The sequence below is a fragment of the Burkholderia sp. 10_S31 genome, assembly GCF_056930375.1.
In genome coordinates, this window is record NZ_JBXOWK010000003.1 from 1,502,154 (window position 1) to 1,517,001 (window position 14,848).

Genomic DNA, 14,848 nt, shown 5'->3' on the forward strand with positions numbered 1-14,848 from the left:
CCGTGCCCGTGCGAGTCGTTCGCACGGGCACCCTCAGAGGCGCCACCCGCATGACGGCAGACGGCATGCGCGGCGAGTGCCCCGGCAGATCGACTTTCGAGCGGGAGACCGGGAGTGCTTCATCAAATCATCGACCGCAGGCTGGCCGGCAAGAACAAGAGCATCGCCAACCGCGAACGCTTTCTGCGTCGCGTCAAGAACTACATTCGTCGTGCCGTGTCCGACGCGGTGCGCGATCGTAGCATCAAGGATATCCAGAGCACGCAAAGCATCACGATTCCACGCAAGGACATCGCGGAGCCGAACTTCCGGCACGCGCCGGGCGGGCGTCGTGAATACGTGCACCCGGGCAACGAGGACTACGTCCGCGGCGACAAGATTCCGCGTCCGCAGGGCGGCTCGGGCGGCGGCGGCAGTCAGGCGAGCAACGAGGGCGAAGGGCAGGACGACTTCGTGTTCGAGCTGTCCCGCGACGAATTCATGCAGTATTTCTTCGACGATCTCGAACTGCCGCGCCTCGTGAAGACGCACCTGCTGACGGTGCCGAGCTGGAAGAACGTGCGGGCGGGCTGGTCGGCGGAAGGCACGCCGAACAACATCGACGTCGTGCGCTCGCTGCGCAGCGCGCTCGGCCGGCGCATCGCGCTCGGCTCGCCGCTCGTCAACGAGCTGCGCGAGCTGGAAGCGCAACTCGAGGCGCTGAAGAGCGACACCGAGGACCGTCGCGAGGAAATCGCCGTGCTCGAGGCCGAGATCCATCACCTGAAGGGGCGCATCTGGCGGATCCCGTTCATCGATCCGTTCGACCTGCGCTACATCAACCGCGTGAAGCAGCCGCAGCCGTCGAGTCAGGCCGTGATGTTCTGCCTGATGGACGTGTCGGGCTCGATGGACGAGCAGCGCAAGGATCTCTCGAAGCGTTTCTTCATCCTGTTGTACCTGTTCCTCAAGCGCAACTACGAGCGCATCGAGGTGGTGTTCATTCGTCACCACACGCGTGCGGAGGAGGTCGACGAGGACACCTTCTTCCATTCGACCGAAAGCGGCGGCACCGTCGTGTCGAGCGCGCTCGAGCTGATGCGCAAGGTGATGAACGAGCGCTACTCGCCGACCGAGTGGAACATCTACGGCGCGCAGGCGTCCGACGGCGACAACTGGACCGACGATTCGCCGAAGTGTCGCAAAATCCTGGAAGAGGATATCCTCACGAAGACGCGTTACTTCGCGTATATCCAGGTCGCGCCGGAAGAGCAGAATCTGTGGCTGGAGTACGCGCAACTGGCGTTGTCGCAACCGCATCTCGCGATGAAAAAAGTGGAATCGGCTGCCGACATCTACCCGGTATTTCGCGAATTGTTCGAAAAGCAGGTGGAAATGTCATGACGACACGCCATCTGCACAACGAGTCGCGCGGCTACGAGCCGCGCCCTTCCGGCGACGACACGGCCGGTCCTGCCGCATCGCAGCAAAGCGGCCGGACCGAACCGGCGCCGCCGGCCGCCGACTTGCCCGGTGCCGGGCAGAAGGAAGCGCGTATGAACGTTGCCGAACGCAAGCCGCTGCCGTGCCCGTCCGACTGGACGTTCGAACTGCTCGAGGAATACGACACGCACATCGCGCAGGTCGCCGAGCAATACGAGCTCGACATCTATCCGATCCAGCTCGAACTGATCAGCGCCGAGCAGATGATGGATGCCTATGCGTCGGTCGGGATGCCGGTCAACTATCGCCACTGGTCGTTCGGCAAGCATTTCCTGTCGACCGAGAAGAGCTATCGACGCGGCCAGATGGGCCTCGCGTACGAAATCGTCATCAACTCGAACCCATGCATCGCGTATCTGATGGAAGAGAACACGATGACGATGCAGGCGCTCGTCATCGCGCACGCGGCGTATGGGCACAACTCGTTCTTCAAGGGCAACTACCTGTTCCGGCTGTGGACCGACGCGCACGCGATCATCGACTATCTCGTGTACGCGAAGAACTATGTCGCGGAATGCGAGGAGCGCTACGGGCTCGACCGCGTCGAGGAACTGCTCGATTCGTGCCATGCGCTGATGAATTACGGCGTCGACCGCTACAAGCGGCCGCAGAAACCGTCGCTGTCGAAGGAGGCCGCGCTGCGGCGCGAGCGTGAGGCGTATCTGCAGTCGCAGGTGAATGAACTGTGGCGCACGCTGCCGGGCAAGAAGCCCGAGCTGATGGAGGAGCAGGAGGGGCGCTATCCGCCGGAGCCGCAGGAAAACCTGCTGTATTTCGCGGAAAAGAACGCGCCGCTGCTCGAGCCGTGGGAGCGGGAAGTGATCCGCATCGTGCGCAAGATCGGCCAGTACTTCTATCCGCAGCGCCAGACGCAGGTGATGAACGAAGGCTGGGCGACGTTCTGGCACTACACGCTGCTGAACACGCTGTACAACCAGGGCAAGCTGGAAGACGGCTTCATGATGGAGTTCCTGCATTCGCACAGCAACGTGGTCTACCAGCCGCCCGTCACGAAGCCGTACTACAGCGGGATCAACCCGTATGCGCTCGGCTTCTCGATGATGAGCGACATCCGTCGGATCTGCGAAGCGCCGACGGAAGAGGACTACAAGTGGTTCCCGGAGATCGCGGGCACCCCGTGGCTGCCGGCGATGCACTACGCGATGCGCAACTTCAAGGACGAGAGCTTCATCGCGCAGTACCTGTCGCCGAACCTGATCCGCGAGATGCGGCTGTTCTCGGTGCTCGACGACGACATGCGCGATTCGCTCGAGGTGTCGGCGATTCACGACGAGTCCGGCTACCAGTATGTTCGGCAGGCATTGTCGCGGCAGTACGACATTCATCATCGCGAGCCGAACATCCAGGTGTGGGCCGTGAACACGCGTGGCGACCGCAGCCTCACGCTGCGCCACTTCATGACCGACAACCGCCATCTGTCGAACGACAGCGAGGAAGTGCTCAAGCACATGGCGCGCCTCTGGCAGTTCGATGTGTACCTGGAAAGCGTCGACGAGGCCGGTACCGTGCGCAAGCGCTACGAGTGCCGCTACGTGCCGCCGGAAGTGCGTGTCTGAATTTCCCGAAAATAGTTTGCATGGGACGCCAGCCTGACGGCTGGCGTTTTCATATGACGAACGCGCGGCGAGAGAAAATTCTTCTACATCCGGACGAACCCGGAAAGCCTGTTACTTTACATTTCGCTAAAATCCCGTAGCGCCGTGCGCCGGAACCGGTGCCACGTGCGACCGCACGCGGCGGCCCCCCAGCCGTCTCGCCCAGAAAGCACTAAAAGGAACAGACCAACCCATGGACGTCCAGACCGACCAAGCTGCGCTGTCCGCGCATGACACCCGGCGGCGCGTGTTCGCCATCGTCGGCGCCTCATCGGGCAACCTCGTCGAGTGGTTCGACTTCTACATCTACTCGTTCTGCGCGCTGTACTTCGCGCCGGCGTTCTTCCCGAGCGGCAACACGACAACGCAGTTGCTGAACACGGCCGGCGTGTTCGCGGCCGGCTTCCTGATGCGTCCGATCGGCGGCTGGCTGTTCGGCCGCATCGCCGACCGTCACGGCCGACGCGCGGCGATGATGATCTCGGTGCTGATGATGTGCGGCGGCTCGCTCGTGATCGCGGTCCTGCCGACCTACGCGCAGATCGGCGCGCTCGCGCCGGCGCTGCTGCTGGTCGCGCGCCTGTTCCAGGGCCTGTCGGTGGGCGGCGAATACGGCACGAGCGCGACCTACATGAGCGAGGTCGCGCTGAAGGGGCGGCGCGGCTTCTTCGCGTCGTTCCAGTACGTGACGCTGATCGGCGGCCAGCTGTGCGCGCTGCTGGTGCTCGTGATCCTGCAGCAGGCGCTGTCGCATGACGAACTGAAGGCGTGGGGCTGGCGCATTCCGTTCGTCTGCGGTGCGGCGGCCGCGCTGGTCTCGCTGTACCTGCGCAAATCGCTCGACGAGACGTCGACGAGCGCATCGCGCGACAAGAAGGACGCGGGGACGATCCGTGGCGTGTGGCAGCACAAGGGCGCTTTCTTCACAGTGGTCGGCTTCACGGCCGGCGGCTCGCTGATCTTCTATACGTTCACCACGTACATGCAGAAGTACCTGGTGAACACGGCCGGCATGCATGCGAAGACGGCCAGCAACGTGATGACCGTCGCGTTGCTCGTCTACATGCTGCTGCAGCCGGTGTTCGGCGCGCTGTCCGACAAGATTGGCCGCCGCACGTCGATGATCCTGTTCGGCACGTTCGCGGTGATCGGCACGGTGCCGCTGATGCACACGCTGAAGACCGTGACGAGCCCGACGGCCGCGTTCGTGCTGATCACGATCGCGCTGGCGATCGTGAGCTTCTACACGTCGATCAGCGGCCTCATCAAGGCCGAGATGTTCCCGCCCGAAGTGCGCGCGATGGGCGTCGGCCTGTCGTATGCGGTCGCGAACGCGATCTTCGGCGGCTCGGCCGAATACGTCGCGCTGTGGTTCAAGTCGATCGGCAGCGAGGAAACCTTCTACTGGTACGTGACGGTGCTGTGCGCGATCTCGCTGATCGTGTCGTGGCGGATGCGCGATCCGAGCAAGGAAGGGTATCTGCGTCACGAGCCGTGATGGAAGGGCAGCCCGGCCGGGCTGCCTGCATCGACCGGCAACATGCAACAGGACGGCGCTCCGCCACGCAGGCGGCGCGCCGTTTTTTCATGCGCGGCAGCTTCGCATCGGGGCGCATGCAAGCTCATCGCCGGCCGCGCGATATCGATATCGCAATCGCTTCGTTGTCCGTCGCACGCGATGCGCTTATCCTGAACCCGTAGTTCGTGTGACACCTCCTTGACTGGGATTCGCGCCCGCTGCGTGCAGCGGGCGTTTTTTTGCGTGCACACATTGCATGCGGCGAGCGCGGCTCATCACGAAACCCGCGGAGCAAAGCATCGTTCGTTGGTTCGGAATCGACGCAGGCGCTGATATGTTCGCGGCTTCGCGACGGCACACAGCGTCGCGATGTTCCTCGAACCGGCCGCCGCGCGATCCGCGGCGGCCTTCATGACAAATCAGGTCGTGCTCGTGAAAACCCACACGCTCGCGATGTGACGTGACGCGTCGCGGCTGGCGACGGGCAGCGGCAGGCCGGGCTACCGCTCGGGCTCACGTACTGGCAGACGATGCGCTAGGTGCCGCTGCCGCATGCGATCCGGGGCATGACGCCGTCGCTCGTCAACCAGTGGGGCGCACTCGTGAAGGACACGTCTTCAGCGCGTTGGTGCGTCAGCGTCAGGACGCGCTGTAGTGCGTATTGAAGACCGCACGCAGCGTCGACGGGTCGGTCGCGAAGTCGCCCCACAGCGGGCCGTCGCTTTGCGCGAACGCGAACGGCGACGTATTGATCGACGCGAGGCGGAAGCGCCATTGCGCCGCTTCCTGGCGGAACGCGGTGAGCTGCATGTCGGACAGCCCCGTTTGTGCGTTCGCGAGCGTGACGAGCGGATCGACCGGATCGTTCGCGACGCGCACCTCGAAGTGCAGGTGCGGGCCGGTGGCCGCGCCGGTCATCCCGACCGAGCCGATGCGCTGGCCCTGTTTCACGGTTTCGCCCGTCTTCAGCCCGCGCGCATACGCGGACAGGTGTGCGTAGTAGGTCGAATAGCCGTCCGCATGATCGACGATCACGTAGTGGCCATAGCCGCCCGGATCGGTGCCGACGAACGACACGACACCGTCGGCCGCCGCGTTGACGGGCGTGCCGGACGGCGCGGCGAGATCGACGCCCGTATGGAATGCCATCGCCTGCGACAGCGGGTGGATGCGCTCGCCGAAGAACGAGCTGATGCGCGTCCACTTCACCGGCATCGTGAACGCGGCCGCTTCGAGCGGTGCGCCGTCGAGCGTGTAGTACGCGCCGTGGTCGGCGCCCGGTGCGCGGAACCAGATCGCACCGAACGTGCGGCCCGCGACGCGCAGCTCGAGCGCGGTAAGGTGCGGCGTGCCGTTGTTCGTGTCGTACGCGATGCGGTAGTAGTCGCCGCGCTGTGCGCCGGCGCGCAGCGCGACCTTGCCGGTGACGAGATCGCCGAGCTGGATGCGCACCTCGGGCGGCACGTCGAGACGGTTCAGCGTATCGGACAGCGTGAGTTCGATGTCACCGGCGCGCATCCCGTGCTGGTTTTCGGGCGCCGCGTACTGGAACAGGCTCGCATAGCCGAGCATGTCGTTGCGGTGCGCGCTGAGCGGCGCGAACAGGCCCGGTTGCGGGTTGCGATGGCCGTGTTCGTCGAGTTCATTGTGCTCGCCGATCGTGCGCGCGAGTTCGCTCGTCACGAAATGCTGTGCGGTGGGAAACGGCGTGTCGGACAGCACGCGCTGCGGCAGCGCGGCCGTGCCCGAATCGACGGCGCCCGGCAGTTGCGAGACGGCTGGCAGCGCGGCGGCCAGACCGAAGGCGGCGAGGGCGCCGAGCACGGCGGCCGGCACGAGCGCGCGCGCGAGGCGCTGCGCGCGGCCGGGCGCGAAAGCATCAGGGGTTGCGGCAGGCTTGACCAAAGGTGTCCACATCCAGGAAAGCGGTTCAAAGAGGTGTGGGCAGTAGCCATCGGCGGCACATCCGTCGGGCGGCGACGGGGCGGGCGACGGGCGTGCAACAAAACAGGCCCCGCCAAGGGGCCTGTGTCGTTCCCGTTCGACCCAACGCGCGGGCGGGCCCGCTTCGAACGGCGGCGTGAACTTTCCGGGTCGAACCCGGTTTATCACGAAGACGCTAAAGAAAGATGACAGCGTCAGTCTACCGATGTTCCGCAGAATGTTAAAAATTTTAAAGAGGGTCAGCGTCGTCGTTTCGCAGTGCGGTAAATCGGGTTAAATCAGCATTTATTGCGCGGCTTTTCGTCAGGCAGGCAATTTTTGCGTGCGCACACGCAGCGCGCCGGAGGTCCTGACCGCATCGAAACCGGCGTCGAGCATCGCTTCCGCATCGCTCCACAGGTTGCCGCGCAGGCGATTGGTCCAGATCATCGATGCGAACACGCCTTCGAGCAACGACACGAGATAGACGGCCGCGAGATGCACGTCGAGATCGGCGGCGATTTCGCCCGCCGTGATCGCGCGGCGCAGCAGCGCCTTCGTGATGCGCAGCGTCTGCAGCTCGAGCAGCGTGCGGCGCCGCAGCAGCGCGCCGTTCTCCTCGCTCTGCTCGCACTTCGTATAGAGAATCACGAGCACGCGCTGCATCGCGCCCGGCGCGCCGCATTGCTGCAGGTAGTGCGACGCCGCGCGGCGCAGTGTGGCGAATGCGGGCAGGCTGTCGAGCGCGTCGAAGCCTTCCGACGTCCGCGCGAACGCGCGGTCGCACATCGCGAGACACACTTCCATCTTGTTGCGGTAGTGGCCGTACACGGCGCCCCGCGACATCCCGGCGGCCTCGGCGAGGTCCGCCATCGCGGTTTGCGCGACGCCTTTGTCGAGCAGTACGAGCTCGGCGGCATCGAGGATCCGGTGCTTGATGGCGAGCGATTCTTCCCGGGTCTTGCGGGCCATGTCGTGAATTTCCTTACAGTTCGCTGTCGTTTTATTGAGACAGAGGGGCGGTCGAATGGCAACCGCATGTATTTAATCAGTCGTGACTGATTATAATCGGCCACCCTAAGCCGCCGCATTGTATCGGCGGCGAACGATCCGAGGTCTCACATGAATGACAAACGCTCCCTGTGGCGCCGCCTTCGGCTGGCGCCGTTCGCGCTCGCGGCCATGCTGGCCGTGGCCGGATGCGGAAAGGACGAACGGGACAAGGCGCCGGAGGCCATGCAGAGCGCGACGGTCGTGACGGTGCGTCCGACGGCCGTGCCGATGACCGTCGAGCTGCCGGGCCGGCTCGATGCGTATCGGCAGGCGGAAGTGCGCGCGCGGGTCGCGGGCATCGTCACCGCTCGAACTTACGAGGAAGGCCAGGAAGTGAAGCAGGGCGCGGTGCTGTTCCGCATCGATCCCGCACCGCTGAAAGCTGCGCGCGACGCCGCGCAGGGTACGCTCGCGAAGGCGCAGGCCGCCGCGCTCGCGGCGAGCGACAAGCGCCGCCGTTACGACGACCTGGTGCGCGACCGCGCGGTGAGCGAGCGCGATCACACCGAGGCCGTCGCGGCCGACATGCAGGCGAAGGCCGACGTCGCTTCCGCGAAGGCCGAACTCGCACGCGTGCAACTGCAGCTCGACTATGCGACCGTCACCGCGCCGATTTCGGGCCGCGCACGGCGCGCGCTCGTCACCGAAGGCGCGCTCGTCGGTCAGGACCAGGCGACGCCGCTCACGACCGTCGAGCAGCTCGATCCGATCTACGTGAATTTCTCGCAGCCGGCGGCCGATGTCGACGCGCTGCGTCGCGCGGTGAAGAGCGGGCGCGCGACGGGTATCGCGCAGCACGATGTCGCGGTGACGCTGCTGCGCGCCGACGGCACCGCGTATCCGCTGAAGGGCAAGCTGCTGTTCAGCGATCTCGCGGTCGATCCGACCACCGATACCGTCGCGATGCGCGCGCTGTTCCCGAATCCCGAGCGCGAGTTGCTGCCGGGCGCGTATGTGCGGATCGCGCTCGACACGGCAGTCGACCAGCGCGCGATCCTCGTGCCGCGCGACGCGCTGTTGCGCACGGCCGACAGCACGTCGGTGCGCGTGGTCGGCGCGAACGGCAAGGTCAAGGACGTCGAGGTCACGGTCGGCCAGATGAGCGGCCATGGCTGGCGCATCACGCGCGGCCTCGCGGGCGGCGAGCGCGTGATCGTCGACAACGCCGCGCGGTTCGCGCCCGATACCGCCGTCAAGCCCGTCGAGAAGGCGCCGCCGTCGAAGACGGCGCCGGCAGCGGCTGCGACGCAGGCGGCCGCCCGTCAAACCTGACCGGTTCATACAGACCAACATGGCACGTTTCTTCATCGATCGCCCCGTCTTCGCGTGGGTGATCTCACTCTTCATCATGCTGGGCGGCGCGTTTGCGATTCGCGCACTGCCCGTGGCGCAGTACCCGGACATTGCGCCGCCCGTCGTCAGCATCTATGCGACGTATCCGGGGGCGTCCGCGCAGGTCGTCGAGGAATCGGTGACCGCGCTGATCGAGCGCGAGATGAACGGCGCACCGGGGCTCCTTTACACGTCCGCGACGAGCAGCGCCGGGATGGCGTCGCTGTACCTGACGTTCAAGCAGGGCGTGAACGCCGATCTCGCGGCCGTCGAAGTGCAGAACCGGCTGAAGGCGGTCGATGCGCGCCTGCCCGAACCGGTGCGGCGCAACGGCATCCAGGTCGAGAAGGCCGCCGACAACATCCAGCTCGTCGTGTCGCTGACGTCGGACGACGGCCGCATGACCGACGTACAGCTCGGCGAATACGCGTCGGCGAACGTCGTGCAGGCGCTGCGCCGCGTCGACGGCGTCGGCCGGGTGCAGTTCTGGGGTGCCGAGTATGCGATGCGGATCTGGCCCGACCCGGTGAAGATGGCCGGACACGGCCTCACCGCGTCGGACATCGCGACGGCCGTGCGCGCGCACAACGCGCGCGTGACGGTCGGCGACATCGGCCGCAGCGCGGTGCCGGACAGCGCGCCGATCGCGGCGACGGTGTTCGCCGATGCGCCGCTGAAGACGCCGGCCGATTTCGGCGCGATCGCGCTGCGCACGCAGCCGGACGGCTCCGCGCTCTACCTGCGCGACGTCGCGCGCGTCGAATTCGGCGGCAACGACTACAACTATCCGTCGTACGTGAACGGCAAGGTGGCGACCGGCATGGGCATCAAGCTCGCGCCGGGCTCGAACGCGGTGGCCACCGAGAAGCGCGTGCGCGCGGCGATGGACGAGTTGTCCGCGTATTTCCCGCCGGGCGTGAAATACCAGATCCCGTACGAGACGTCGTCGTTCGTGCGCGTGTCGATGAACAAGATGGTCACGACGCTGATCGAGGCCGGGGTGCTGGTGTTCCTCGTGATGTTCCTGTTCATGCAGAACCTTCGCGCGACGCTGATTCCGACGCTCGTCGTGCCGGTCGCGCTCGCGGGCACGTTCGGCGTGATGTACGCAGCCGGCTTCTCGATCAACGTGCTGACGATGTTCGGGATGGTGCTCGCGATCGGCATCCTCGTCGACGATGCGATCGTCGTCGTCGAAAACGTCGAGCGGTTGATGGTCGAGGAGGGGCTCGGTCCTTACGAAGCGACCGTCAAGGCGATGAAGCAGATCAGCGGCGCGATCGTCGGCATCACGGTCGTGCTGACGTCGGTGTTCGTGCCGATGGCGTTCTTCGGCGGCGCGGTGGGCAACATCTACCGGCAGTTCGCGCTGTCGCTCGCGGTGTCGATCGGCTTCTCGGCGTTTCTCGCGCTGTCGCTGACGCCCGCGCTGTGCGCGACGCTGCTCAAGCCGGTGTCCGGCGACCATCACGAGAAGCGCGGCTTCTTCGGCTGGTTCAACCGGTTCGTCGCGCGTTCGACGCAGCGTTATGCGACGCGCGTCGGCGCGATGCTGAAGAAGCCGCTGCGCTGGCTCGTCGTGTACGGCGCGCTGACCGCGGCCGCGGTGCTGATGCTCACGCAACTGCCGACCGCGTTCCTCCCCGACGAGGACCAGGGCAACTTCATGGTGATGGTGATCCGGCCACAAGGCACGCCGCTCGCGGAAACGATGCAGAGCGTGCGCGAGGTCGAATCGTATATCCGCAAGGACGAGCCGGCCGCGTATACGTTCGCGCTCGGCGGCTTCAACCTGTACGGCGAAGGGCCGAACGGCGGGATGATCTTCGTCACGCTGAAGAACTGGAAGGAACGCAAGGCCGCGCGCGATCACGTGCAGGCGATCGTCGCGCGCATCAACGCGCGCTTCGCGGGCACGGCTAACACCACGGTGTTCGCGATGAACTCGCCGGCGCTGCCCGATCTCGGCTCGTCGAGCGGCTTCGACTTCCGGCTGCAGAATCGCGGCGGGCTCGACTACGCGGCGTTCAGCGCCGCGCGCGAGCAACTGCTCGCGGCGGGCGGCAAGGACCCGGCGCTCACCGACCTGATGTTCGCCGGCACGCAGGACGCGCCGCAGCTGAAGCTCGATATCGATCGCGCGAAGGCATCGGCGCTCGGCGTATCGATGGACGAGATCAACACGACGCTCGCGGTGATGTTCGGCTCCGACTATATCGGCGACTTCATGCACGGCACGCAGGTGCGCCGCGTGATCGTGCAGGCCGACGGGCTGCACCGGCTCGATCCGGACGACGTGAAGAAGCTGCGCGTGCGCAACGCGCGTGGCGAGATGGTGCCGCTCGCGGCGTTCGCGACGCTGCACTGGACGCTCGGACCGCCGCAGCTCACGCGCTACAACGGCTATCCGTCGTTCGCGATCAACGGCTCGGCCGCGCCCGGGCACAGCAGCGGCGACGCGATGGCCGCGATCGAGCGGGTCGCCGCGAAGCTGCCGGCCGGCATCGGCCACGCGTGGTCGGGGCAGTCGTTCGAGGAGCGGCTGTCGGGCGCGCAGGCACCGATGCTGTTCGCGCTGTCGGTGCTCGTCGTGTTCCTCGCGCTCGCGGCGCTGTACGAAAGCTGGTCGATTCCGTTCGCGGTGATGCTGGTCGTCCCGCTCGGCGTGATCGGCGCGGTGCTCGGCGTCACGCTGCGCGCGATGCCGAACGATATCTATTTCAAGGTGGGGTTGATCGCGACGATCGGGTTGTCCGCGAAGAACGCGATCCTGATCGTCGAGGTCGCGAAGGATCTGGTCGCACAGCGCATGTCGCTCGTCGACGCCGCGCTCGAGGCCGCGCGCCTGCGGTTGCGGCCGATCGTGATGACGTCGCTCGCGTTCGGCGTCGGCGTGCTGCCGCTTGCGTTCGCATCGGGCGCCGCGTCCGGCGCGCAGACGGCGATCGGCACCGGCGTGCTCGGCGGCGTGATCACGGCGACGGTGCTCGCGGTGTTCCTCGTCCCGCTGTTTTTCGTGATCGTCGGCCGCCTGTTCGACGTCGGCCCGCGCCGGCGCGGCGGGCCGCAGCCGACGACGATGGAGGGTTCGCATTGATGTTTGCGTTGAATGCACGCGCCGCATTGAGGGTTCAACTCGCGCTCGCCGCCGCGCTCGCGCTCGCGGGCTGCGCGTTCGCGCCGCGTTACGAGCGGCCGGCGGCGCCGGTGCCGGCCAGCTACGCGCCGGTCGACGGCAGCACGGCGTCGGCTGCCGAGCCGGCTGCGGTGCAAGACGCCGCGCTGCTCGACGACTGGCATGCGTATTTCACCGATCCGGCGCTGCAGGCATGGATCGACGCGGCGCTCGCGAACAATCGCGACCTGCGGATCGCGGCCGGCCGGCTCGACGAAGCGCGCGCGCTGTACGGCGTGCAGCGCGCGGACCTGATGCCGTCGGTCGACGCGAATCTCGGCTATGAACGCGCGCGCCAGTACGATCCGGTCGTGCGCCAAAGCGCGATCAGCGGGCTGTATCGCGCGGGCGTCGGCATCAGCGCGTACGAACTCGACCTGTTCGGCCGCGTGCGCAGCCTGTCCGATGCGGCGCTCGCCGAATATTTCGCGACGGCCGATGCGCAGCGCACAGTGCGCATCGGCGTGATTGCCGAAGTCGCAGGGGCGTACGTGTCGGAGCGATCGTTGCGCGAGCAATTGGCGTTGGCCCAGCGCACGCTCGACGCGCGCGAGCGCATCGCCGCACTCACGCAGCGCCGTTACGCGGCCGGCACGAGCGATGCGATCGAGCTGCGTTCGGCCGAGATGCTGGTCGCGTCCGCGCGGGCGTCGCAGGCCGCGCTGCAGCGCCAGCATGCGCAAGCGGTGCGCGCGCTGCAACTGCTCGCCGGCGATTTCGCACGTAACGTGCCCGCCGACGGCACCGCGCTCGACACGCTCGCGATCGCGCCAGTGGCGCCCGGCGCGCCGAGCGCGCTGCTCGAACGGCGGCCGGACATCCGGCAGGCCGAGTCGAGGCTGAAGGCCGCGAACGCGCAGATCGGCGCCGCGCGCGCGGCGTTCTTCCCGCGCATCGCGCTGACGACCGACTACGGCTCGGTCAGCGACGCGTTCTCGAGCCTGTTCGCGGGCGGCACGAGCGTATGGACGTTCGCGCCGCGCATCACGCTGCCGATTTTTGCGGGCGGCCGCAATCGCGCGAATCTCGACGTCGCGAATGCGCGCAAGCACATCGCGGTCGCCGAGTACGAGAAGACCGTGCAGACCGCGTTCCGCGAGGTGGCCGACGCATTCGCCGCGCGCGACTGGATCGACCGCCAGCTTGCCGCGCAGCAGGACGTCGACGCGGCCGACAGCGCGCGGCTGAAGCTCGCCGAGCGCCGCTATGCGGGCGGTGTCGCGACGTATCTCGAACTGCTCGACGCGCAGCGCAGCACGTACGAATCCGGGCAGGAGCTGATCCGGCTCAAGGAGCTGAGGCTCGCGAACGCGATTGCGCTGTATCGCGCGCTCGGCGGCGGGTGGGCGCCGGCAGCGGCAGGGGAGGCTGCCGCGTGATGTCGTGGCCGGGGTGGCGGCGCATTGCGATGCGCTGCCGCTGTCCCGGCGTGTATCGCTTCTGCCGTGATACCGTCAGCGTCGACGACGAGCGCATCCGCGCGCGCCGTCGCCCACGTCGTTTCTCCTGGCTGTCGAGCTGAACGGCCATCTTCAGATCGACCTGCATCCCGGCGACCGATCGCGTCGCCGCCCGGCCGCCGATCGCGCCGGACTTCATTCTTTTCGATTCCATCCAATGCGTTCGTGCGTTCGTGCGTTCGTGCGCAGTGCGCCGTATGCCGCGATGGCGCACGGCATTACGCGCGACTTTTAATCCGGAATTGACGCATCGATTAATTCGCGCATCATGAATAATGCAGGGCGACAAACTGCCGCGGTAAAACGTTTGTATGGCGCGCAATCGTTTGCGAAGAAAATTCGAGGCGGCGAAAATCACTCGTTAATTTCCTGTCAGTTGAAAATCGCCAAATGTTTTCGTTGTGGTCGGACAACGATGGCGGGATTGGACAGAATTTTGTCATTTCAAAGTGGTTATCCATCAAAGCCTTGACCGGCAATGGGTAGCAAGGTCGGAGTATTGGCGACGGGAAAATGTCTTTATATTTCAAGCGATTCCGTGAAATGGGAAAGGACTGCGGAAGAAAAAGGTGGATTGATAAACTCAGAGAAAGAGTGTGCTTGAAAATACGTAAATCCGACATTGTCATGCTCTATTTGACAATGATTTACAGAATTCTTTCATTCATATCTCGATAATGCCGCCTCGTGACGGACGGGAGCCACCACACGCTGCCTTTTGTATCCGCCACGTCGTCCATTCCCTTTGCAATTCTCACGGAAAACGCCATGAAAAAAACCCTCCTGAGCGCTGTCGCACTCGCAGTCCTGTCCACCTCGGCCTTCGCAGACGGCACCGGCACGATCAACTTCACGGGCGAGATCGTCGCGGGCGCATGCGGCATCGATTCGGGCTCGGTCAACCAGACCGTGAACCTCGGCAAGGTGCCGACCCACACGTTCAAGCAGGCCGGCGACAAGTCCACGCCGACCAACTTCGACATCAAGCTGACCGACTGCGACACCAGCATCGCGCAGAACGCGTACTTCACGTTTACCGGCACGTCGAGCGCGGGCCAGCCGAAGCTGCTCGCCACGATCGGCTCGGCAACCAACGTCGGCATCCGCCTGCAGGCCGCATCGGGCGAATACCTCGACAACGGCGCAGAGCAGAAGGCGCCGACCGTGCTGCAAAACGGCACGAACATCGCACGTTTCGCGGCCATGTACGAAGCCACGGCAGCCGGCGTGACGCCGGGTACCGCCGACGGCGTCGCGAACTTCACGGTCCGCTACCAGTAAGCGTCCG

At 65.8% G+C, this 14,848-nt stretch carries 11 protein-coding genes and 1 pseudogene; 9 read left to right on the forward strand and 3 right to left on the reverse strand.

The genetic code is table 11. The features are described from left to right. Positions 1–114: 114 nt before the first annotated feature. The 5 genes and pseudogenes from AC1Z3W_RS27070 to AC1Z3W_RS27090 all read left to right on the forward strand — a co-directional run. Entirely contained in the window at positions 115–1,383 is a 1,269-nt protein-coding gene (locus AC1Z3W_RS27070) for a YeaH/YhbH family protein (RefSeq protein WP_057924431.1), read from the forward strand. Next, a complete protein-coding gene (locus tag AC1Z3W_RS27075) occupies positions 1,380–3,059 on the forward strand; it encodes a SpoVR family protein (RefSeq protein WP_057924432.1) in 1,680 nt (559 codons plus the stop codon). The genes AC1Z3W_RS27070 and AC1Z3W_RS27075 overlap by 4 nt, the downstream gene beginning before the upstream one ends. Positions 3,060–3,291: 232 nt before the next feature. Then, on the forward strand, positions 3,292–4,596 hold the full coding sequence (locus AC1Z3W_RS27080; RefSeq protein WP_057924433.1) for an MFS family transporter: 1,305 nt from the start codon (positions 3,292–3,294) through the stop codon (positions 4,594–4,596). Further along, the gene (locus AC1Z3W_RS27085; RefSeq protein ID WP_175826499.1) at positions 4,596–4,799 is read left to right on the forward strand and encodes a hypothetical protein; all 204 of its coding nucleotides are present in this window, start codon (positions 4,596–4,598) and stop codon (positions 4,797–4,799) included. The genes AC1Z3W_RS27080 and AC1Z3W_RS27085 overlap by 1 nt, the downstream gene beginning before the upstream one ends. Before the next feature lie 285 nt (positions 4,800–5,084). Further along, positions 5,085–5,240: pseudogene (locus tag AC1Z3W_RS27090) on the forward strand (amino acid ABC transporter permease); the annotation flags it as partial. 16 nt (positions 5,241–5,256) lie between these two features. Here AC1Z3W_RS27090 and AC1Z3W_RS27095 read toward each other — a convergent pair. Continuing rightward, on the reverse strand, positions 5,257–6,522 hold the full coding sequence (locus tag AC1Z3W_RS27095) for a M23 family metallopeptidase (RefSeq protein WP_057924435.1): 1,266 nt from the start codon (positions 6,520–6,522) through the stop codon (positions 5,257–5,259). 342 nt (positions 6,523–6,864) lie between these two features. Then, positions 6,865–7,512, reverse strand: coding sequence for a TetR family transcriptional regulator (locus tag AC1Z3W_RS27100; protein WP_483508834.1), 648 nt, complete (start codon positions 7,510–7,512; stop codon positions 6,865–6,867). Between the two features lie 150 nt (positions 7,513–7,662). Between AC1Z3W_RS27100 and AC1Z3W_RS27105 the strand changes: the two genes are divergently transcribed. Genes AC1Z3W_RS27105 through AC1Z3W_RS27115 form a run of 3 tightly spaced genes read left to right on the forward strand, consistent with a single transcriptional unit; the run spans position 7,663 to position 13,479 of the window. Further along, on the forward strand, positions 7,663–8,865 hold the full coding sequence (locus AC1Z3W_RS27105; protein WP_483508836.1) for a MexX/AxyX family multidrug efflux RND transporter periplasmic adaptor subunit: 1,203 nt from the start codon (positions 7,663–7,665) through the stop codon (positions 8,863–8,865). 19 nt (positions 8,866–8,884) lie between these two features. After that, a complete protein-coding gene (locus AC1Z3W_RS27110) occupies positions 8,885–12,022 on the forward strand; it encodes a multidrug efflux RND transporter permease subunit (protein ID WP_483508837.1) in 3,138 nt (1,045 codons plus the stop codon). Then, positions 12,022–13,479 (forward strand): efflux transporter outer membrane subunit, encoded by a 1,458-nt coding sequence (locus tag AC1Z3W_RS27115; RefSeq protein ID WP_057924439.1) that lies wholly within the window; start codon positions 12,022–12,024, stop codon positions 13,477–13,479. The genes AC1Z3W_RS27110 and AC1Z3W_RS27115 overlap by 1 nt, the downstream gene beginning before the upstream one ends. Here AC1Z3W_RS27115 and AC1Z3W_RS27120 read toward each other — a convergent pair. Beyond that, entirely contained in the window at positions 13,388–13,918 is a 531-nt protein-coding gene (locus AC1Z3W_RS27120) for a hypothetical protein (protein WP_483508838.1), read from the reverse strand. The two genes, AC1Z3W_RS27115 and AC1Z3W_RS27120, sit on opposite strands and share 92 nt — an antisense overlap. Positions 13,919–14,328: 410 nt before the next feature. On the opposite strand from AC1Z3W_RS27120, the gene AC1Z3W_RS27125 reads away from it, so the two are divergent. Continuing rightward, complete coding sequence (locus AC1Z3W_RS27125) at positions 14,329–14,841, forward strand: fimbrial protein (protein ID WP_483508839.1); 513 nt, start codon at positions 14,329–14,331, stop codon at positions 14,839–14,841. Positions 14,842–14,848 lie beyond the last annotated feature (7 nt).

Bases quoted from the DNA above. Each gene is read 5' to 3' on its own strand.
- AC1Z3W_RS27075 (WP_057924432.1), top strand. From the start codon at position 1,380: ATGACGACACGCCATCTGCACAACGAGTCGCGCGGCTACGAGCCGCGC.
- AC1Z3W_RS27080 (WP_057924433.1), top strand. From the start codon at position 3,292: ATGGACGTCCAGACCGACCAAGCTGCGCTGTCCGCGCATGACACCCGG.
- AC1Z3W_RS27085 (WP_175826499.1), top strand. From the start codon at position 4,596: ATGGAAGGGCAGCCCGGCCGGGCTGCCTGCATCGACCGGCAACATGCA.
- AC1Z3W_RS27100 (WP_483508834.1), bottom strand. From the start codon at position 7,512: ATGGCCCGCAAGACCCGGGAAGAATCGCTCGCCATCAAGCACCGGATC.
- AC1Z3W_RS27105 (WP_483508836.1), top strand. From the start codon at position 7,663: ATGAATGACAAACGCTCCCTGTGGCGCCGCCTTCGGCTGGCGCCGTTC.
- AC1Z3W_RS27110 (WP_483508837.1), top strand. From the start codon at position 8,885: ATGGCACGTTTCTTCATCGATCGCCCCGTCTTCGCGTGGGTGATCTCA.
- AC1Z3W_RS27115 (WP_057924439.1), top strand. From the start codon at position 12,022: ATGTTTGCGTTGAATGCACGCGCCGCATTGAGGGTTCAACTCGCGCTC.
- AC1Z3W_RS27125 (WP_483508839.1), top strand. From the start codon at position 14,329: ATGAAAAAAACCCTCCTGAGCGCTGTCGCACTCGCAGTCCTGTCCACC.